The organism is Collinsella ihumii (genome assembly GCF_030385545.1).
Taxonomy (GTDB): Bacteria; Actinomycetota; Coriobacteriia; order Coriobacteriales; family Coriobacteriaceae; genus Collinsella; species Collinsella ihumii.
The window spans coordinates 77,510-98,030 of the sequence record NZ_JAUEIQ010000002.1 but is presented as its reverse complement, the minus strand read 5'-3'; the positions used below and the strand labels follow the sequence as shown (position 1 = coordinate 98,030).

Here is a 20,521-nt window from a genome sequence, read left to right as displayed (position 1 = left end):
AGCAGAAAGTAAACACTTTCTAACATATCTATCTTGACCGGCATATGTTATCTTCGTCTAACATCCGGTGAGTGAAAAAATGGCACTAGGTGAATAACATATTCGCCAGGGGGTACAAGCTTGCAATGAGATGCGCCCGAACAGACATTTTGGCTGCTCACTGGCGTTACATTCATATGCGCGCGCAATCGCGCGCACGACCGCGAGGAGCGTGGTTGAACCAATGGAAGCATGGGAAGATTTTGCAGGAGGTATCTGGCAGAGCGAGGTGGATGTCCGCGACTTCATCCAGCGGAACTACACGCCCTATGAGGGAGACGACTCCTTCCTGGCCGGACCGACCGAACGTACGAAGACGCTGTGGGGCACGGTGCTCGGCCTGCTCGAGGAAGAGCGCGCAAAAGGAGGCGCGCTCGATATCGAGACCAAGGTCGTGACGGGCATCACGGCATATCCTGCCGGCTACATCGACGCCGAGCACCCCGAGCTCGAGACCATCGTGGGCCTGCAGACCGACCGCCCGCTCAAGCGCGCGCTGCACGTCAACGGCGGCATTCGTATCGCCTGCCAGGCGGCCGAGCAGCACGGCTACGAGATTGATCCGGAGATCGTCGACATCTACACGAACAAGCGCAAGACGCACAACCAGGGCGTTTTCGACGTCTACAAGCCCGAGATGCGGGCTTGCCGTTCCGCGCACATCATCACCGGCCTGCCCGATGGATACGGTCGCGGCCGTATCATCGGCGACTATCGCCGTGTGGCGCTCTACGGTCTTGATTTCCTCATTCGCGACAAGGAGGCCCAGAAGGCTGCGACGCCCCACACCATGACCGAGGCCGTGATTCGCGACCGCGAGGAGCTTGCCGAGCAGATTCGCGCCCTGCACCAGCTCAAAAAGCTCGGCGAGATCTACGGCTTCGACATCTCGCGTCCGGCCCGAAACACGCAAGAGGCCATCCAGTGGATGTATTTGGCGTACCTCGCCGCGGTCAAGGACCAAAACGGTGCCGCCATGTCCATCGGCCGCACCTCGACGTTCATCGATATCTACGCCGAGCGCGACCTGCGCCGCGGCACCTTCACCGAGGAGCAGATCCAGGAGTTCGTCGACCACTTCATTATGAAGCTGCGCATGGTCAAGTTCGCGCGCACGCCGGAGTACCAGAACCTGTTCTCGGGCGATCCGCAGTGGGTGACCGAGTCCATCGGCGGCATGGGCGTGGACGGGCGCACGCTCGTCACCAAGATGAGCTTCCGCTACCTGCATACGCTGGAGAACATGGGCACGAGCCCCGAACCCAACCTGACGGTGCTGTGGTCCACACGCCTGCCCCAGAAGTTCAAGGAGTTCTGCGCCAAGACCTCGATCGCGAGCTCGTCGATCCAGTACGAGAACGATGACGTGATGCGCGTCTACCACGGCGACGACTACGCCATCGCCTGCTGCGTGAGCTCCATGCGCGTGGGCAAGGAGATGCAGTTCTTCGGTGCGCGAGCGAATCTGGCGAAGTGCCTGCTCTACGCGCTGAACGGCGGCATCGACGAGGTGTCCAAAAAGCAGGTCGGCCCCAAGTACCGCCCCGTCGAGGGCGACACGCTCGACTACGACGACGTGATCGCCAAGTACAAGGACATGATGCGCTGGCTCGCCGGCGTGTACGTGAACACGCTGAACATCATCCACTACATGCACGACAAGTACTGCTACGAGGCGATCCAGATGGCGCTGCACGATCACCATGTGCATCGGTGGTTCGCCACGGGCATCGCGGGCCTTTCGGTCGTGGCCGATTCGCTGTCCGCCATCAAGTACGCTAAGGTCCATCCGGTGCGCGACGAGGACGGCGTCATCGTCGACTTTGAGATCGAGGGCGACTTCCCCAAGTACGGCAACGATGACGACCGCGTGGACCGGATCGCGCACGACGTCGTGCACGAGTTCATGGAGTTCGTGCGCCGCAACGAGACGTATCGCAACTCCGTGCCGACCACGTCGGTGCTCACCATCACGTCGAACGTGGTCTATGGCAAGAAGACCGGCGCGACGCCCGACGGCCGCAAGGCGGGCGTGCCGTTCGCGCCGGGCGCGAACCCCATGCACCGTCGCGACAGCCACGGCGCCATCGCCAGCTTGGCGAGCGTGGCGAAGCTGCCGTTCCGCGACGCGCAGGACGGCATCTCCAACACGTTTTCCATCATCCCCGGCGCGCTCGGCAAGGAGGACCAGGTGTTCTTCGGCGACATCGACCTGGGGGAGATCGAGTTCGAGAACCCCGTTGCGTCCTGCGACGCGTGCAATTAGGGAAACCCTGATCATTATTAGGAGGTATTTCACATGAAGGTTTCCGATGTGGCTCAGGCTCAGGCCGACAATCTGGTGAACATGATCGACGCGTATGCCGAGAAGGGCGGCCACCATCTGAACGTCAACGTGTTCAATCGTGACACCCTGCTCGACGCGCAGGCTCATCCCGAGAAGTATCCGCAGCTCACCGTGCGCGTGTCGGGCTATGCGGTGAACTTCCACAACCTGACGCGCGAGCAGCAGGATGAGGTCATCGCGCGCACGTTCCACGAGAGCATGTAGCGCGCCGTCCGCCATGTCGGGGGCACCGTGCCAGGCGGTGCCCCCGGCTCGGCTTTTGAGCCGTGCGGCAGCGGGCTTCGATATGCGGGATCTGCGACTCGACGTGCGCGATATCGGCTGTATGCTCGGTATGATAGATACGGTGCGTTGAGGCTTGGCAGAAAGGAAGCGCCATGAACGAGCTCGCGTTTGCGGTTGTGGGGACCAGTACGATTGCCGACAGCATGGTGGACATGATCCATCAATGCTCCTGCGCCCGGTACCGTGGCAGCATGTCGCGCGACGCCGCTCGTGCCGCCTCCACCACCGAGCGCCTGGGTGGCACGACCCCGTACACCTCGATCGAAGAGGTGTGCCGCGACGCCGCGGTCGACGCGGTGTACATCGCAAGCCCGAACGCCCTTCATGTCGACCAGGCGCTCGCGTGCATTCGTGCCGGTAAGCACGTGCTGGTGGAGAAGCCCTTGGCGCCGAACGAGCGCCTGGCGTGCCTCGTGTTCGACGAGGCCGCGGCGCACGGCGTGGTCGCGTTGGAGGCGATGCGCTCGGTGCACGACCCCGCCTACGAGACGCTGCGCGCCGCCGTGGAGCGTATCGGCCGGGTTCGCCGCGCCAGCCTGCGCTTTGGCAAATACTCCTCCCGCTACGATGAGGTTCTCGCCGGCAGGCAGACGAACATCTTCGACGCGCGCATGGCGAGCGGATCGCTGATGGACATCGGCGTGTACTGCGTTGCCGCCATGGTGCACCTGTTCGGCGCGCCGGAGGACATCAGCTGCACGCCGGTGCTCATCGCCGATGCGGAGAACGAGGCGACCGGAGGGGTCATCGATGGTGCGGGAACCATCCTCGCGCGCTATCCCGACAAGGTCGTGGAGCTGTCGTACTCCAAGATCTCCCAGGACCTGCTGCCGTGCCAGATCGAAGGCGAGCTGGGAACCGTCACCTACGGCGGCGTCTCGGTGCCCTCTCGCGCATCGGTGCGCCTGCGCGGTCAAGCCGTGCGGGGCGCCTGGACGGCCGAGGCCCAAAGCACGGGCGACGAGACCGAAGACCTCGCTCTTGCCGCGTGCGACAACAACATGTGCTATGAGCTCGACAACTTCTGCGCCTGCGTGGCAGGGGAGATGGATGCCGCGCGGTATCGCGACATCACGCTCGCCTCGCTGGCCATCATGGATGAGGCGCGCCGCCAAGCGGGTATCGTGTTCCCCGCTGATCGATGACGGCGGGCCCATCTCATTGGTAGGTGGATTATGGAATCAAGCTATACCTTAGGACGCATTCATTCGATTGAGACTATGGGGACTGTCGACGGCCCGGGGATCCGCTTCGTGGTGTTCACGCAGGGGTGCCCCATGCGCTGCCTGTTCTGCCACAACCCGGATACGTGGAAGACGGGTGCCGGTGCCGGGACGCTCATGTCGGTCGAGCAGATCGTCGACGAGTTCGAGAGCAACCGCGCGTTCTACCGCAACGGCGGCATCACCGTCTCGGGCGGCGAGCCGCTGCTGCAGCCCGAGTTTTTGGCCGACCTGTTCGGCGCCATGCACGCCCGTCCCGCCGGACGCGTGCACACCTGTCTCGATACCTGCGGCTATGCATTCGATCCCGACCGCCCCGAGCTCACGGCCCGCGTGCTCGATGAGACCGACCTGGTGCTGCTCGACATCAAGCATGCCGACCCTGCCGGCCACCGTGCCCTCACCGGGCGGGATCCCGGCCGCATCCTGGCGTTCGGCGACGAGCTGGCGCGTCGAGGTATCAAGACCGTCATCCGCCATGTCGTGGTGCCCGGATATACCGACACGGTCGAGGAATGCGAGGCGCTCGGACGCCTGATTGCCCCGTGGCGCAACGTCGTCGGGCTCGAGATGCTGCCCTATCACACCATGGGCGTGGCCAAGTACGAGCAGCTGGGTATCGCCTACCCGCTCGCCGGCGTGGAGCCCATGGACAAGGCGCGCGTGCCCGAGCTGCGCGAAGCGGTACTGCGCGGCATGCGCGAAGCGCGCCGCCGATAACGGCGCTTTGGATGGGTTGATTGGGGACGGGTTCGTTCCAACCCATGGGCGGTGCAGCGCGCCGTCAATGGGTTGGAACGAACCCGTCCCCAATCAACCCATCCTGCCAAGAAGCTACCTGCCGAGCCACCTGAGGATGAAGTTCACCAGCGCGGCTGCATCGTTGATGCTGATGAACGGCGGCAGCTCGCGAACAGCATCGGCCTGCTCCGCCTCGCGCGCCGCCCGTGCGCGGAAGTTGCGCTCCACGACATCGTTGCAGGCGATGGCCAGCGTGTTCTCGTCGATGAGGTCATAGGACGTGTCGCCCCGCAGCCGGTCGACGCCCGAGCGCGTCACCACGATATTGGGGAGGCCGGCCGTCTTGTATCCCTCGACGATCACGATGTCCACGTCGGTATAGTGGGTGAGCAGGTCGCCCACCGGCACCTCGTTCTCGGTGTAGGCGTATTCGGCGTATTGGCCGGGCGCGACCAGGCCCACATGGCGGCTGCCCGCCTGCGCGTGGCGCCAGGAGTCCTTTCCCGGCTGGTCGATATCGAACCCCTTGTGCCCGTGGTGCTTGATGGAGCCGACGCGCAGCCCGCGCTGCGTGAGCCGCTTGATGATCTTTTCCACCAGCGTGGTCTTGCCGGAATTCTGGTATCCGATGAACGCGATGGCAGGAGCCGCGGCTTTTGCGCCGGGGCCGCCCGGCAGGGGAGAGGCGGGTTCCGGCTCCACGGGATCGGCCGTCTCGGCGCTGTAGGGCGCCGCGTCCGTCGCGGGTGCCGTATCCGTCGCGGGTGCCACGGCAGGCGCGTCGGCCTGCTCGGCGCGCTCCCAGACGCCCGATCTGCCGCCTTCCTTATGCAGCAGGCGCACGTCGACGATCTCCATGCCGCGGTCGACCGCCTTGCACATGTCGTAGATCGTCAGGCAGGCGACCGAGGTCGCGGTCAGCGCCTCCATCTCGATGCCCGTGACACCGGTGACGCCCAGCGTGGAGGTCACGCGGAAGCCGACGCGTCCGTCGGCTCGCGCGCCGTCGCCCTGAGCGGGAATGGGCTCGATATCCACCTTGCTTTTGGTGATCATGAGCGGATGGCACATGGGGATGAGGTCGCTCGTGCGCTTGGAGGCCATGATGCCGGCCACGCGCGCGCAGGCGAGCACGTCGCCCTTCTTCGCACGGTCCTCGAGGACCATGGCCTGCGTCTCCGGGTGCATGAGGATGGATCCCTCGGCGACGGCGAGGCGCTGCGTGACCGCCTTGTCGGACACGTCGACCATGCGCACGTCGCCCTTTTCGTCAACATGGGTGAGCATATCGCGATACGCGTCGCGCGCCGGGGAGGCTGCGGCGTCGGTGCTGCCGGCATCCTGGTGCCCGTCTGTCGTCGGGGCGTCGGGAGCGCCTTGCTGGCCGGGTCCGTCTGTCTCCACGACGGCAGTGGGGTATTTCTCGCCGGTCGCCCGCTTGATCATGGGCTTTTTCGTCGATCTTTTGGTCATGGTCAGCCTCCGATCTGCGACATGAAGCGTGCCGTGCCGTCTGTCGTCTTGTGTTCCTGCGGCTTGTGCGCGATGGCGTCGCGATAGATTGTCAGGACCTGCTCGTCATCGCCGGCGCGCAGCGCGTCGCGAACCGGGTACTCGTCATCCGAAAACAGGCAGGGGCGCAGCTTGCCGTCGGCGGTGAGGCGCAGGCGGTTGCAGCGCGAGCAGAAATGGTTGGACATGGCCGAGATGAAGCCCACGGTGCCCCGGGCACCCGCAAAGCGCCAGTATTGCGCGGGGCCTGCGCCCGACGGGCCGTTTTGGTCCGCAGGCGTAAGCGGGCCCAGCCCGGTGCGCTCGCCGGCACCGGAGATCTGCGCGCGCAGCTCGTCGGAGGGCACGATGTCGCTTTCGTCCCACGCCTCGGGATGGAGCTCGGGTGCCGTGCCGGATACGCCCGGAGGGCAATGCGGCTCGTTTTTGCAGGCGCCAATCGTCTCCTCGTTGCCGATGGGCATGTACTCGATAAACCGCACGTGCACGGGGCGTTCGACGGAAAGGCGGGCAAGGCCGAAGACATCCTGCTCAAGGCGGCGCACCACGACGGTGTTCACCTTGACGGGGTCGAACCCGTGCGCGAGGGCGGCGTCGATGCCCGCCAAGGCCTGTTCGAGACGACCCAGGCGCGTGATGCGCGCGAACTGGTCGGCATCGAGCGTGTCGAGCGAGATGTTGACGCGGTCGAGACCGGCCGCGCGCAGGTCGGACGCCATGCGGGGCAGCAGCGCGCCGTTGGTCGTCAGCGAGATGTCCTCGATGGTCGGGATGGCGCGTATGGACCGGATGAGCGGCACGATGCGGTGGGACACGAGCGGCTCGCCGCCGGTCAGACGGATGCGCCGGATGCCCTCGCCGGCCACGAGCTCCACGAAGCGGGCGATCTCTTCCGCCGTGAGCAGCTCGGCGTGGTCGCGGGCGGGAACGCCGTTTTCCGGCATGCAGTACACGCAGCGGTAATTGCACTTGTCCGTGACGGAAATGCGCAGGTAGCTGATGCTGCGGCCAAAGCTATCGTGAAGATCGTGGGTCGTCACGGGTTCACCTTTCGGGCGGACGATGGTTCATGCAAGAGGATAACACCGCCGGCGGCGGCCGTGGTAAGCTGAGCTGCATGAGAATCGCGCCGTCGATTGGGAGGATCCATGGACAAGATTGCCAGCTTCACCGTCAACCATCTGGTGCTGAAGCCGGGTGTGTACGTGTCGCGCGTCGACCGGGACCCGCAGACGGGAGGCGCGGTGACCACGTTCGACCTGCGCCTGACCGAGCCCAACCGCGAACCGGTCATGAACACCGCGGAATGCCATACGATCGAGCACCTCGGCGCCACGTTTCTGCGCAACCATCCGGAATGGGCGCCGCGCGTGGTGTACTTCGGTCCCATGGGGTGCCGAACGGGCTTTTACCTCGTGGTGTTCGGCGAGGTGAGCTCCGAGGAGATTCTGCCGCTCGTGCGCGAGCTGTTTGCGTTCGTTCGCGACTTTACGGGCGAGATCCCCGGTGCCCGCCCCGAGGAGTGCGGCAACTACCTGGACCAGAATCTGCCCATGGCGCGCTGGCTCGCCGAGCGCTACCTGGCACGCGACCTCGCGAATGCAGACGAGACGCGGCTGCATTATCAGTAGACGCGACAGCAGGGCAGAGGAATTGTCGCGATGCCGAAGGGAGTTGTCGATGGCGACACTGTATCTTATGCGTCACGGCCAGACGCTGTTCAACGTGCTCAAGCGCAAGCAGGGATGGTGCGACTCCCCGCTCACCGAGGCAGGCGTCGAGCAGGCAAAACGCGCCGGTGCGTGGTTCGTGGAGCGGGGCATCTCGTTTGATCATGCGTATTCCAGCACGTCGGAGCGCGCCTGCGACACGCTCGAGCTCGTGGTGCCTGGCATGCCGTATGCCCGCCTGAAAGGCCTGAAGGAGTGGAACTTCGGGACGTTCGAGGGGCTTACCGAGGACACCAATCCGCCGTTGCCCTACGGCGACTTCTACGTGCCGTTCGGCGGTGAGGGCGAGCAGGAGATGCGCGACCGCCTTATGGAAACGATCGGCTCTATCATGGAGCGCCCGCAGCATGAGTCGGTCTTGGCCGTCAGTCACGGTGCGGCGACGGTGGGCGTCCTGCGTGAGTTGGGATTTGACTGGCATGCGGACGGCCGCCGCCTGGGCAACTGCTGTATCGCCGTGCTCGATTACCGTGACGGATCGTTCAGCGTGCGCGACCTCGTGAATCCAAACGACTAGCCAGCTGGCTGAGACTTGGGGATGCATCCTTTCTTGCAGGCTAGCGCATCGCGGGCGTGGGGTTGAGACGCGTGTAGGGAAGCGAGCCTCTGAGGAAGACCTCGCTCGTTTCGTAGTGGGCAGCAAACACGCAGCTGAACAAGGCGTCGAGCACGAACTGTACCGAAATATGGCTTGCGAACTGCGTGATGCGGTCCTGCAAGTGCTCGCGATCGCTCACCAGCAGATACGCGGCGAGTCCGGGATGGCTCAGCTTTGCCGCCGGGGTGCCGATGAACACAACGGGTACCTGCCGCTCGGCCAAGATGCCCAGGCGTTTCCCCAGGTCCGGCGAGAGCCCGGAGTAAGAGATGACCACAGCGGCATCGTGCTCATTGGCGGCGAGTGCCCGGCGGAACTGCTGCTCAAAGCTTTCATCGCAAAACGCGTCGCGCCCGATGGACAGCAGGCGGTCGCGAAACATGCGCGCCGGATAGAGGTTGTGCGATTGCGTGTAGATGCCGACGCGCTGCGCCCGGCCCAGTACCTCGGCTGCTCGCTCCAGCTCGCTCGTGTCGAGCACATCGCAGGTGTCGCGCAGGGTCGCCCCGTACAAGGAGCGCATGTGGGGCACGATGCACGCCGCCTGCTCACCTGGGCCGAAGGGGAAGTTGAAGTCTACGTCGGCACCGTCGTGATCGCGGGCGATCTGGGCGCGGACGAGCTCGACTTTGAGGTCCTTGAAGCCCTCCAACCCGACCTTTTTGCAGAAGCGGTGCACGCTCGCGATGGACACGCTGGCGGCCCGTGCGAACTCTTTGATGGAGGCCTCGCGTAGGCGGTCGCCCATGGCCAGTGCGGTGCGGGCGATCTGCTGGTCGACGGGGGTGAGGTCGCGCGCGTCGCGCACGCGTCGCTGCAGATCCATGGTCATCCTTCCTGTAATGGGTTGTTTGGGGACGGGTTCGTTTCAACCCATCCCATACGTGCCTGCCTCGGTGCGTCATGTATCAAAATGTATCATACGCGCCTATAGCCTTTACCTATCCACTGAAAAGAAGTATCGCATCGGCGTGTGCGGCACCTCGTTGGGCGGCTGTGGGGGCATACTAGATCCAACGACGTAACGATAGGAGGCGTATATGGGTTTTCCGAACGGATTTCTGTGGGGCGGCGCGACCGCTGCCAACCAGTGCGAGGGCGCGTACAACGAGGGCGGTCGCGGCCTGGCCAACGTCGACGTGATCCCACACGGTGAGGCACGCTGGGCGGTCATGGTCGGCGAGCGCAAGATGCTCGACTTCGAGGACGGCTATTATTACCCGGCGCAGCAGGCCATCGACATGTACCACCACTACAAGGAGGACATCGCGCTGTTCGCCGAGATGGGCTTCAAGACCTATCGTTTGTCCATCGGCTGGAGCCGCATCTTCCCGAACGGCGACGATGCCGAGCCCAACGAGGAGGGCCTGGCGTTTTACGAGGACCTGTTCCGCGAGTGCAAAAAGCACGGTATCGAGCCGCTTGTGACCATCACGCATTTCGACTGCCCCATCCACCTCATCAAGGAGTACGGCGGCTGGCGCAACCGCAGGCTCATCGACTTCTATAAGAACCTCGTGACGGTGCTCTTCACGCGCTACAAGGGGCTGGTGAGGTACTGGCTCACCTTCAACGAGATCAACATGATCCTCCATCTGCCGTTCATGGGCGCGGGCCTGGTGTTCGAGGAGGGCGAGGACCGCGAGGCCGTCGAGTACCTGGCTGCCCACAACGAGCTCGTGGCAAGCGCCTGGGCGACCAAGATCGCGCACGAGATCGATCCCGACATGATGGTCGGCTGCATGCTCGCCGCCGGCACCTGCTACCCCTACAGCTGCAAGCCCGCCGACGTGCGCCGTGCGCAGGAGAGCAACCAGCAGAACTACTTCTTCGTGGACGTGCAGAGCCGTGGGTACTACCCGGCCTACGCCAAGAAGTTCCTGGAGCGCCGCGGCATCGATGTGGGCATGACCGCCGAAGACGAGAAGATTCTGGCCGAGAACACCGTGGACTTCATCTCGTTCAGCTACTACAACACCCGCTGCGCTGCCGCCGAGCCGCAGGAGGGTGCCGAGACGGGCGCGGGCAACGCGTTCGAGGGCGTGGTGAACCCCTATATCGAGAAGAGCGAGTGGGGCTGGGGCATCGACCCGCTGGGCTTCCGCATCACCATCAACGACCTGTACGACCGGTACCAGAAGCCGCTGTTCGTGGTGGAAAACGGCCTGGGCGCCAAGGACGAGCCGAACGCCGACGGCTCGATCGACGACGACTACCGTATCGACTTCCTGCGTCGCCACATCGAGGCCATGCGCGACGCCATCACCGAGGACGGCGTTGAGATGCTGGGCTACACCACGTGGGGCCCGATCGATTTGGTCTCCGCGTCGACCGGCGAGATGTCCAAGCGCTACGGCTTCATCTACGTGGACCGCGACGATGCGGGCAACGGCACGCTTGAGCGCCGCAGGAAGAAGAGCTTCGGCTGGTACAAGAAGGTCATCGCCACCAACGGTGAGGATCTGGCGTAACCGGTCCGCTCCACAGCGCGGCCGGGCGTTACGGATCGGGGCGCGTGCGCAGCTGCGCACGCGCCTTTTTGCCGAGGGGGAGCCCGTGCAAATCGGGGACGTACCTGTTGCGTGCATACATGCACGCAACAGGTACGTCCCCGATTTGCAGAGCCCGCGGCACGCCGCCCCGAATCGAGAGTACGCTATAGGCACACCGCCCTGTTGACAGTGCGGTATAGGCACACTTTTGGGCGAAAAACGTGCCTATGGCGTACCGTGGATGAGGTGGCGTGCCTATAGCGTACTCTCGATTCGGGGGTTGTCGTGGAGCGCGCACGAGAAGCCGCCAAGGCCGTTTGTCCGGCAGAATGCGCCGTTGGCGGAGCTCTCGGCCGACGCAGCGCCCGCAGACGATGCGCCCGCCGCGCCGCAAAAGCCGCTCGACCGCTTCATCGACGTCATCTCGGGTATCTTCCAGCCCATCTTGGGCATCATGGCCGCCTGCGGCATGATCAAGGGATTCAACACGCTGTTCGTGGCTCTGGGGGTCTATCCGGACACCTGCGGCGGCTATTTGCTGTTGAACGCCATCGGCGACGGCCTGTTCAACTTCCTGCCCATGTTCTTGGGGTACACGGCGGCCAAGAAGTTCGGCATGAAGCCGATGCTCGGCCTCGTGATCGGTGCCATCATGTGCTATCCGGGCATCCAGAATTCCACGTTGGAGGCTGCGGGAGAGCCGCTGTACACGCTGTTCGAGGGGACGATGTTCGCCTCTCCGGTGTATGTCGACTTCTTCGGGATCCCCTTCGTGTCGATGGACTACACCGCCACGGTGATCCCGGTCATCTTCGTGACCTATTTCGCGAGCAAGTGCGAGAAGCTGTTCAGCCGCACCGTGCCCGACCTGGTGAAGTTTTTCTTCGTGCCGTGCCTGACGCTGCTTGCGTGCATCCCCGTGGGCCTTTTGCTCATCGGCCCCGTGGCCACCTTCGCCTCCAAGCTCATCGCCGAGGCGGTCATCGCCGTGCGCGACTTCAGCCCGCTTGTCGCCGGCGCCATCGTGGGCCTCACCTGGCAGGTGCTCGTCATCTTCGGCTTCCACTGGTCGCTCGTGCCGCTGGGCATCGTGAACCTCACCACCCTCGGTCACGACTACATTCTCGCCTGCATGATCGGTCACTCCTTCGCGCTGGGCGCGGTCCTGTTCGCCATGTATCTCAAGAACAAGGACGAGAACTTCCGCGAGCTCGCGCTGCCCGCGATGATCTCCGCGTTCTTCTTCGGTGTTACCGAGCCCGCCATCTACGGCATCGCCCTGCCCCAGAAGAAGCCCTTCGTCGTGGCGTGCATCGGCTCCGCCGTGGGCGGCCTTATCATCGGCCTGTCCGGTGCCGTGCTGTTCATGTCCGGCGGCCTGGGTGTCTTCAACTGGCTTTCCTACCTGCCTACCGGCCCCAGCTCCACGATCGGTGCGACCTACATGATCTGGGCGATCGTGGCCTCGCTCGCCTCTGCGGTCGTGGCGTTCGCCATCGAGTTTGCGACCTATAAGCCTGAGCAGGCATAGCGCTTTTTGATGCATGCGGCCGTCATCCGTCTTCGAGGGTGGCGGCCGCATTCCGAGATCCTGTGGCCGATTGGTATCAAGATGTTTCAATCAGCCGTTCGGACGATTGAAAAGAAGTGCCCAACCGCGCGTCGCCGCGCCTGCGCGCGCCCGCGGTCTGGCATAGTTGGAACCAGATGCACGGGTTCGTCTAGGGAAACACCGACCAATTCGTTCCGCGCCGGGTGCCCTCGTGGCGGGCGCCTGCGGGCACGCCCGGCGCGAAAGCAAGTAATCGGTGCTTCCCCGGCCGCGTCGCCTCTTGACGCGCATGCTCGGGCGCTTTGCGCCTTCGATGCTTTGACCCGGCGTCGTTCATCTTCGTACATATCCTGATGAAGGGAGATAGGAAGAATGGCGGTAACATTCCCTGAGGGTTTCTTCTGGGGCGGAGCCACCGCCGCCAACCAGTTCGAGGGCGCCTGGGATGTCGACGGGCGCGGACCCTCGGTAGACGATCACTTCACGGGCGGCAGCTACGAGCGCCCGCGCGAGATCACGATCGACATCAAGCCCGACCTGCTGTATCCCAACCATGACGGCATCGACTTCTACCATCGCTATGCCGAGGACATCGCCCTGTTCGCCGAGATGGGCTTCACCATGTTCCGCATGTCCATCTCCTGGAGTCGCATCTTCCCGACCGGCATGGAGGACGAACCCAACGAGGCGGGCCTTGCCTTCTACGACCGGGTCTTCGACGAGTGCAAAAAGCACGGTATCGAGCCGCTCGTGACGCTTTCGCACTACGAGATGCCCTATGCGCTGGTGGAGAAGTACAACGGCTGGGAAGGCCGCGAGCTCATCGACCTGTTCGTGAAGTACTGCGCCACCGTCTTCGAGCGCTATAAGGACAAGGTTACCTACTGGCTCACCTTCAACGAGATCAACTGCGGCGCGACGGACATGGGCAACCTGTTCGAGACGAGCATGATCCGCGGGTTCGAGGGGCCGGCGTCCGAGGCAAAGACCACCGCTCAGCAGCGCTTCCAGGCCCTGCACCATCAGTTCGTGGCGAGCGGTCGCGTGGTGCGCCTGGCGCACGAGAAGTATCCGCAGTTCAAGATGGGCAACATGGACTGCTTCATCCTGTCTTACCCGGCGACCTGCGACCCCAAGGACATCCTGCTGAACCAGGCCAACATGCGCGAGATGAACTGGTACTGCTCCGATGTCCAGGTGCGCGGCTCCTACCCGAGCTACGCGCGCCGCTACTGGCGCGAGCACGGCGTTGAGCTCGCCATCGCCGACGGCGACCTGGACGACATCGCGGCGGGCAAGGTGGACTTCTACACCTTCAGCTACTACATGTCCAACATCGTGGGTACCCATGATGTCGAGCAGACTTCGGGCAACATGACCTTCGGCGGCGTGAACCCCTACCTCGAGTCCACCGAATGGGGCTGGCAGATCGATCCGGACGGCCTGCGCTACGCGCTGAACGAGATCTACGATCGCTATCAGATTCCGCTGATGGTGGTGGAGAACGGCATGGGCGCGCGCGACGAGGCCGTGGTCGAGGACGGTGAGAAGCGCGTCCACGACGACTACCGCATCGAGTACCTGAAGAAGCACGTGCGCGCCATGGGGGAGGCCGTCGATGACGGCGTCGACCTCATCGGCTACACCTGGTGGGGCCCCATCGATCTGGTGTCGGCCGGCACCGGCGAGATGCGCAAGCGCTACGGGTTCATCTACGTGGACAAGCACGACGACGGCACGGGCACCTACGAGCGCATCCGCAAGGACAGCTTCTTCGCATATCAGAAGATCATGAAGTCCAACGGCGCCGAGGGGCTCGAGTAGCCCGCTCTTTAGCGTCAAGGTGCATGCGAGCGGGGCCGTCGTCTGCGGCCCTACCGCCCAAGGAGCCAAAAAACGAACGGATGAGAAAGGACGCTCATGTCCGACAGCAAGGTCGTCTTCCTCGATGTCGACGGCACGATCACCACGTATGAGAACATGATCCCCGACTCTGCGAAGCGGGCCATCCAGGCTGCCCGCGAAAACGGCCATAAGGTGCTCATGTGCACGGGGCGCAGCAAGGCCGAGAACCCGCCCGAGCTCGTCGAGATCGGATTCGACGGCATGATCGGCGGCAACGGCGCCTATGTCGAGGTGAGCGACCGGGTGGTCATGCACGCGCACGTGACTGCCGAGCAGTGCCGGCGCATCGTCGACTGGTGCCACGCGCGCGGGCTTGAGTTCTACCTTGAGTCCAACAACGGGCTGTTCGCAAGCGAGAACTTCCGCGAGGCGGCCCGCCCCATGCTGCGCCTGTACGCGGGCCGCAAGGGCGTGGGGAACGCCGAGGCCCTCGAGACCGACGACGTCATGCACGGTGTGATCTACGGCGGCGAGCTCTATCGCGACGACGTGAACAAGGTGAGCTTCATCCTCTCCAGCTATCAGGACTACCTCGACGCGGTGCGCGATTTTCCCGATATGAAGGTGGGTACCTGGGGAGGGGCCGGAGAGACCGCCCTGTTCGGCGACATGGGCGTGAAGGATATCGACAAGGCGCGCGCCGTTCGCGTGGCCGTCGAGGCCCTGGGTGCCGACATGGCCGATACCGTCGCCATGGGGGACGCGAAGGTCGACATCCCCATGTTCGAGGCATGTGCCACGAGCGTGTGCATGGGCAGCGGCGGCGAGGAGGCCCGCGCCGCGGCCGACTTCGTGACCACTCGGGTGGATGATGACGGCCTTTGGAACGCTTTTTCGCATCTGCATCTAATTTAGTTGTGTAAAGTATGGCAATGTGGAACGTCGCGTGAGACCACGCATCTTGTGAGGAAAAGGAGGGATCCATATGGGTCTGTTCGACATGTTCAAGAAGAAGCCTGAGGCCCCGGCGGCCCCTGCGGCGCCTGCCGCCGTCTCCGCCGAGGAGGCGGCCGACGTGCTGTGCGCGCCGGTCGTCGGTCGCGTCATCAAGATGACCGATGTGCCCGATCCCGTGTTCGCGGGCGAGGTCGTGGGCAAGGGCTGCGCCATCTGGCCCGATGAGGAGATCGTCTACGCGCCCATCTCCGGCACGGTGACCGTCACCATGGGCCATGCTATCGGCATCACGGGTGCCGACGGCATCGAGGCGCTCGTCCACATCGGCGTCGATACCGTCGACATGAACGGCAAGGGCTTCACCGGCTATGTCAAGCAGGGCGACACCGTCAAGGCCGGGCAGCCCGTCATCAAGATGACGAAGGCCGACATCGCCGAGGCGGGGCATCCGGATTGCGTCGTGCTCGCCGTGTCCAACACCGCGGAGTTCGCCGACGTCCAGCTTACCGCCGAGCCCGAGTCGACCGTTTCCGCCGGCGCCGCCGTCGTGAAGGTTGTTCGTTAGAAAGACGCCGATCACGGGCTTCTGGCCGGGCGCGGCGTCGCGGGATGCCGTGGACGGGCGATCGACGGTACGCTATGGGAACACCGCCCCGTTCACGGTACGCTATAGGAACGTTTTCGAGCGAAAAACGTTGCCATAGCGTACTCTCGACAGGGTGGTGTTACCTATCCGTACTGTCGATTCGAGTCGTGTTGCGGAGCTGCGCGGCGGAGCCGTTCAGTTGGTCAAAACGACCCCGTCTCCAATTGCTACGCCGAGCTGCTGACAGTTGGCGTATAGTGGACGAAGGGCTGCATGCCCGTATTGAGCTTTTTGAAGCAGGAGGTATCGCCATGATCAAGTTCCAGCATCTTATCGAGGCAGAAGAGGGTCTGCACGCTCGTCCGGTCGCCGATGTCGCGTACACGCTGAACAAGTGCTCGAGCGACGTCCAGATCACCTTCAACGGCAAGACGGCCTCCGGTCGCGACCTGATGGAGATGCTCGGGCTGAACGCCAACAAGGGCGACCTCATCGATGTCCTGATCGTGGGCGGCAACGAGGAGGAGACCAAGGAGGCCCTTCTGAAGGTGCTCCCGTAGGCTGTTTGCGGCAGGACTTGTCGGTCATCGGTGCCGAACAATCGTGTTACACAGGGCGCTCCATCACGGTGGAGCGCCCTGCTTGCGTATAATGGTGGACGTTCGACTACAGCTACGAAGATAGGAGTGCCCATGGCGCTCAGCAAAGACGACGTGCGCGGTATCGCCGAGTACGCGCGCATCGCCCTCGAGGGCGATGAACTCGAGCAGATGACCGCGTACCTCAACGACGCGGTGGACATGCTCGCACCGGTGCTCGAGTACGATCTGCCGGATATCGAGCCCACGTTCCATCCCATCGGCGACCTCGCCAACGTCATGCGCGAGGACGCGGAGCTGGGGCAGCGCGATCTGCCGCTCGATGTGGCGCTCGAGAACGCGGCGAGCACGCATGACCGTTTCTTCCGCGTGCCTTCGATTCTGGGAGAGGGGGGTGAGCGCTGATGCCGACGAGTTTCGATACCCTGTCTGCCGCGCGCATCGCCGCGGGCATCGCCGCGGGCGAGTTCTCCGCGCGCGAGGTGGCCGAGGCCTCGCTCGATGCCATTCAGGCTCGTGACGGGGCGGTGCAGGCGTTTTTGCAGGTGACACCCGAGCTTGCGCTTGCCGCCGCCGACCGTATCGACGCGGCGCGCGCCGCAGGCGACGCCCTGCCGCCGCTCGCGGGCGTGCCGTTCGCCATCAAGGACAATATGAACCTGGTCGGCACGCGCACCACCTGCGCCTCGCACATGCTGGAGGGGTACGAGAGCGTGTACACGGCAACGTGCGTGCAGCGCATGCTCGATGCCGGGTGCGTGCCGGTGGGCAAGGCCAACATGGACGAGTTCGCGTTCGGCTCCTCGACGGAGAGCTCGGCGTTTCACCCCACGAACAACCCCTGGGATGTCGAGCGCATCCCGGGCGGCTCGTCGGGCGGCTCGGCCGCCTCGGTCGCGGCGGGCGAGGTCCCGCTCGCGCTCGGCTCCGATACGGGCGGCTCCATTCGCCAGCCCGCGGCGCTGTGCGGCGTGGTGGGCATGAAGCCGACCTACGGCGCCGTCTCGCGCTACGGCGTGGTCGCCTTCGGAAGCTCGCTCGACCAGGTCGGTCCGTTCGGCCGCACGGTCGAGGACGTGGCGCTCGCCATGAATGCGCTGGTGGGCGCGGGCCGCGACCCGTACGACGGGACGAGCCAGGACTGCGCGGTCGACTTCTGCGAGCATCTGCACGACGGGGTCGAGGGCCGTCGCGTGGGCATCATCCCCGCGTTCATGGAGGCCGAGGGCCTGACCGACGAGGTCCGCAGCGCCGTCGAGGGGGCTGCGCGTGCCCTCGAGGCGCAAGGGGCCAAGCTGGTCGAGGTCGACCTGCCGCATCTCGATGCCGCCATCGCCGCCTACTACGTCATCGGCCCTGCTGAGGCGTTCTCCAACCTCGCGCGCTTCGACGGCATCCGCTACGGCTACCAGGAGCCCGCCTGCCCCAACCTCGATACGCAGAGCTCGCGCTCGCGTGCCCACGGCTTTGGCGCAGAGGCCAAGCGCCGCCAGCTGCTGGGTGCCTACCTGCTGTCGAGCGGCGTGTACGACAAGTACTACTACGCGGCCCAGAAGGCCCGCACGCTCATCACGGCCGACTATGCCGCCGCCTACGAGGCGTGCGACGTCATCCTCATGCCGTCCTCCCCGCGCACCGCGTGGAAGCACGGCGAGATCTCCGATCCCACGCAGATGTATCTGTCGGACCTGTACACCATATCCATCAACATCGCCGGCAACGGCGGCGTGTCCGTGCCCTTGGGGCTGGGGGCGACCTCGAAGCTGCCGGTCGCGGCGCAGCTCGTGGGCCCGGCGTTCAAGGACCGCACCCTGCTCACGTTCGCCGCGGCGCTCGAGCGCGGCTTTGCCGATGGTCAGACGGGCGGGCCGGCGCTCTCCGTTGCGCCCGATTTCGCCGGGAAGGGGGGTGAGCTGGCATGAGGGAACTCTCCGAGGTCCTCAAGGATTGGGAGGCCGTCATCGGCCTGGAGATCCACACCGAGCTCACGACGCTCGATACCAAGATGTTCTGCAACTGCAAGCTCTCCCATGATGACGAGCCGAACGCCAACGTGTGCCCGGTGTGCCTGGGCCTGCCGGGTGCCCTGCCCGTGCCGAACAAGAAGGCCATCGAGAGCATCGTGAAGGCGGGGCTTGCCACCAACTGCCAGATTCAGAAGCGCTCGATGTTCTATCGCAAGCACTACTTCTATCCCGACATGGCTAAGAACTTCCAGACCACGCAGGGTCCGGTCGCCTTCGCCATGCACGGGCGCCTCGATCTCGAGGTGTCCGGCCGCGGCGCCGCCGAGCGCCCCGCGTGCGCGTTCGGCGAGGCGGAGGGCTTGAGCCTCGCGAGCGCGAGCGCGAACGCCGAGGGCCTCTCGACCGCCATGGCGGCCCAGATGCGCGAGGGCGGCGAGTCGTCCGGCGGCGCGCTGTCCGCCATGAGCGGCTACGACACCGCCAACCTCGCGCTGCCCGAGCGCCATGAGGACGGCTCCTACACCGTGCCCATCCGCATCCTGCGCATTCATATGGAAGAGGACGCGGCGAAGATGGTGCACGTGGGCGGCGAGGAGGGCCGCATCGCCGCGGCAAGCGAGTCGCTGATCGACTACAACCGCTGCGGCACGCCGCTGATCGAGCTGGTGACCGAGCCCGACCTGCGCACGCCCGAGGAGGCGCGCCTGTTCATGGAGAAGCTCCGCCGCATCTTCCTCACGCTCGGCATCTCCGACTGCTCCATGGAGCACGGCTCCATGCGCTGCGACGGTAACGTTTCGCTGCGTCGCCGCGGCGAGACCAAGCTCGGGACCAAGACGGAGCTCAAGAACCTGAACTCCTTCAAGGCCCTGCACGACGGCCTCGCCTACGAGATCTGCCGCCAGGCCGAGGTGCTCGAGGAGGGCGGTATCATCTACCAGGAGACGCGCCATTGGGAGCCGGGCCGCAAGCGCACGGTGGTGATGCGCGTCAAGGAGACCGCCGACGACTACCGCCTGTTCCCCGACCCCGACCTGGCGCCGTTCGACCTGTCCGACGAGTTTATCGAGCACTGCCGCGCCGAGATCCCCGAGCTCCCCGATGCCAAGCGCGACCGCTATGAGGCCGATTTCGGCATCAAGCGCGCCGACGCCGAGCAGATCGCCGGCGACCCCGAGACGGCAGCCTTCTTCGAGGCGGCGGCTGCGGGCCTGTCGGGCAAGCCGGCGCAGGCCGTGGCGAACCTGATCGTGAACGAGCTCGCGGCCTACCTCAAGGGCACGGGCGCCGCCCTGGCCGAGAGCGGCATCGCGCCGGCGCAGATCGCCTCGCTCGCCAAGCTGCTCGCGGAGGACGCCATCAGCTCCAACCAGGCGCACGAGGTCTTCGGGCTTATGGCCGAGTCCGGCGAGGACCCCGAGAAGATCGTGGACGAGCGCGGTATGCGCCAGGTGAGTGACGCCGGCGCGCTGCAACCGATCGTCGACGAGGTGCTCGAGCGCTGCGCCGACCAGGCCCAGCAGTACCGCGACGGCAACCAGAAGGTGCTCGGCTTCTTGGTGGGCCAGTGCATGAAGGCGAGCCGCGGCCAGGGCAACCCCAAGCTGTTCAACGAGTTGCTGCGCAAGAGCCTTTCCTAAAGGGTCTCGCGGTTCGGCGCTCTCGCCGGGTTCTCACCGCTGATAGGGCGGCTCCGGGATTTTCCGGTGCCGCCTTTTGCGTTCAACCGGCCCGGGCCAGGAGATGCCGTCCGGGACCCTGTCCGAGGAGGCTGGGACCTGTCCGCGAGCGCGCATGGCTGCGCGAGGCGCTGCTTCCCCTGTATAGGAACAGCCTGATCGGGGCGAGCCGCGTGCTGAGCGGAGCGGGGAAGGGTGCTCGCATGCCGCGTGGGCGGCATGGGTAAACATGCGCGCGTGCATATCGGGGACGTACCTGTTGCGTGCATGCATGCACGCAACAGGTACGTCCCCGATATGCACTACAAGGTGCCATAGCAAGAAGCGGCAGCGTCGGGGTGACGCTGCCGCTTCTGACGCAAGCTGCCT

16 protein-coding genes and 1 pseudogene are annotated in these 20,521 nt (G+C 64.7%); 14 read left to right on the top strand and 3 right to left on the bottom strand.

The features are described from left to right. The first annotated feature begins 130 nt into the window (after window positions 1–130). From grcA3 to pflA, 3 genes and pseudogenes are all read left to right on the top strand, one after another. Window positions 131–2,590: pseudogene (grcA3, locus tag QVN30_RS02640) on the top strand (autonomous glycyl radical cofactor GrcA3). A 173-nt stretch (window positions 2,591–2,763) separates the two neighbouring features. Then, window positions 2,764–3,816 carry a Gfo/Idh/MocA family oxidoreductase gene (locus QVN30_RS02630; RefSeq protein ID WP_289835338.1) on the top strand — a complete coding sequence of 351 codons (1,053 nt, stop codon included), beginning with the start codon at window positions 2,764–2,766 and terminating at the stop codon, window positions 3,814–3,816. Window positions 3,817–3,846: 30 nt separating this feature from the next. Then, window positions 3,847–4,614 carry a pyruvate formate-lyase-activating protein gene (gene pflA, locus QVN30_RS02625; RefSeq protein WP_289821238.1) on the top strand — a complete coding sequence of 256 codons (768 nt, stop codon included), beginning with the start codon at window positions 3,847–3,849 and terminating at the stop codon, window positions 4,612–4,614. Between the two features lie 114 nt (window positions 4,615–4,728). Here pflA and moaC read toward each other — a convergent pair whose 3' ends face one another. After that, complete coding sequence (moaC, locus tag QVN30_RS02620) at window positions 4,729–6,108, bottom strand: cyclic pyranopterin monophosphate synthase MoaC (protein WP_289835337.1); 1,380 nt, start codon at window positions 6,106–6,108, stop codon at window positions 4,729–4,731. 2 nt (window positions 6,109–6,110) lie between these two features. Next, the gene (locus QVN30_RS02615; RefSeq protein WP_289835335.1) at window positions 6,111–7,187 is read right to left on the bottom strand and encodes a GTP 3',8-cyclase MoaA; all 1,077 of its coding nucleotides are present in this window, start codon (window positions 7,185–7,187) and stop codon (window positions 6,111–6,113) included. A 108-nt stretch (window positions 7,188–7,295) separates the two neighbouring features. On the opposite strand from QVN30_RS02615, the gene QVN30_RS02610 reads away from it, so the two are divergent. Together QVN30_RS02610 and QVN30_RS02605 are read left to right on the top strand one after the other, a co-directional pair. Then, entirely contained in the window at window positions 7,296–7,778 is a 483-nt protein-coding gene (locus QVN30_RS02610) for an S-ribosylhomocysteine lyase (RefSeq protein WP_204565342.1), read from the top strand. Between the two features lie 49 nt (window positions 7,779–7,827). Continuing rightward, complete coding sequence (locus QVN30_RS02605; RefSeq protein ID WP_289835334.1) at window positions 7,828–8,394, top strand: histidine phosphatase family protein; 567 nt, start codon at window positions 7,828–7,830, stop codon at window positions 8,392–8,394. Between the two features lie 40 nt (window positions 8,395–8,434). Here the strand turns inward: QVN30_RS02605 and QVN30_RS02600 are convergent, their stop codons facing one another. Next, window positions 8,435–9,301 carry a MurR/RpiR family transcriptional regulator gene (locus QVN30_RS02600; RefSeq protein WP_273355460.1) on the bottom strand — a complete coding sequence of 289 codons (867 nt, stop codon included), beginning with the start codon at window positions 9,299–9,301 and terminating at the stop codon, window positions 8,435–8,437. Between the two features lie 214 nt (window positions 9,302–9,515). On the opposite strand from QVN30_RS02600, the gene QVN30_RS02595 reads away from it, so the two are divergent. From QVN30_RS02595 to gatB, 9 genes are all read left to right on the top strand, one after another. After that, entirely contained in the window at window positions 9,516–10,946 is a 1,431-nt protein-coding gene (locus QVN30_RS02595; RefSeq protein WP_204565343.1) for a 6-phospho-beta-glucosidase, read from the top strand. 358 nt (window positions 10,947–11,304) lie between these two features. Beyond that, entirely contained in the window at window positions 11,305–12,498 is a 1,194-nt protein-coding gene (locus QVN30_RS02590; protein ID WP_289835332.1) for a PTS transporter subunit EIIC, read from the top strand. Between the two features lie 393 nt (window positions 12,499–12,891). Continuing rightward, the gene (locus QVN30_RS02585) at window positions 12,892–14,343 is read left to right on the top strand and encodes a glycoside hydrolase family 1 protein (RefSeq protein ID WP_289835331.1); all 1,452 of its coding nucleotides are present in this window, start codon (window positions 12,892–12,894) and stop codon (window positions 14,341–14,343) included. A 96-nt stretch (window positions 14,344–14,439) separates the two neighbouring features. Next, a complete protein-coding gene (locus QVN30_RS02580) occupies window positions 14,440–15,279 on the top strand; it encodes a Cof-type HAD-IIB family hydrolase (protein ID WP_289835329.1) in 840 nt (279 codons plus the stop codon). 70 nt (window positions 15,280–15,349) lie between these two features. Next, entirely contained in the window at window positions 15,350–15,886 is a 537-nt protein-coding gene (locus QVN30_RS02575; protein ID WP_066829992.1) for a PTS sugar transporter subunit IIA, read from the top strand. Between the two features lie 332 nt (window positions 15,887–16,218). Further along, window positions 16,219–16,467: an HPr family phosphocarrier protein gene (locus tag QVN30_RS02570; protein WP_087201300.1), complete on the top strand. Its 249-nt coding sequence runs from the start codon at window positions 16,219–16,221 to the stop codon at window positions 16,465–16,467. Between the two features lie 132 nt (window positions 16,468–16,599). Continuing rightward, on the top strand, window positions 16,600–16,911 hold the full coding sequence (gene gatC, locus QVN30_RS02565; RefSeq protein WP_066829986.1) for an Asp-tRNA(Asn)/Glu-tRNA(Gln) amidotransferase subunit GatC: 312 nt from the start codon (window positions 16,600–16,602) through the stop codon (window positions 16,909–16,911). Next, window positions 16,911–18,428 carry an Asp-tRNA(Asn)/Glu-tRNA(Gln) amidotransferase subunit GatA gene (gene gatA / locus QVN30_RS02560; protein WP_289835327.1) on the top strand — a complete coding sequence of 506 codons (1,518 nt, stop codon included), beginning with the start codon at window positions 16,911–16,913 and terminating at the stop codon, window positions 18,426–18,428. The genes gatC and gatA overlap by 1 nt, the downstream gene beginning before the upstream one ends. Beyond that, on the top strand, window positions 18,425–20,113 hold the full coding sequence (gene gatB, locus QVN30_RS02555; RefSeq protein ID WP_289835325.1) for an Asp-tRNA(Asn)/Glu-tRNA(Gln) amidotransferase subunit GatB: 1,689 nt from the start codon (window positions 18,425–18,427) through the stop codon (window positions 20,111–20,113). Before gatA ends, gatB begins: the two co-directional genes overlap by 4 nt. The last annotated feature ends 408 nt before the right edge of the window (window positions 20,114–20,521 follow it).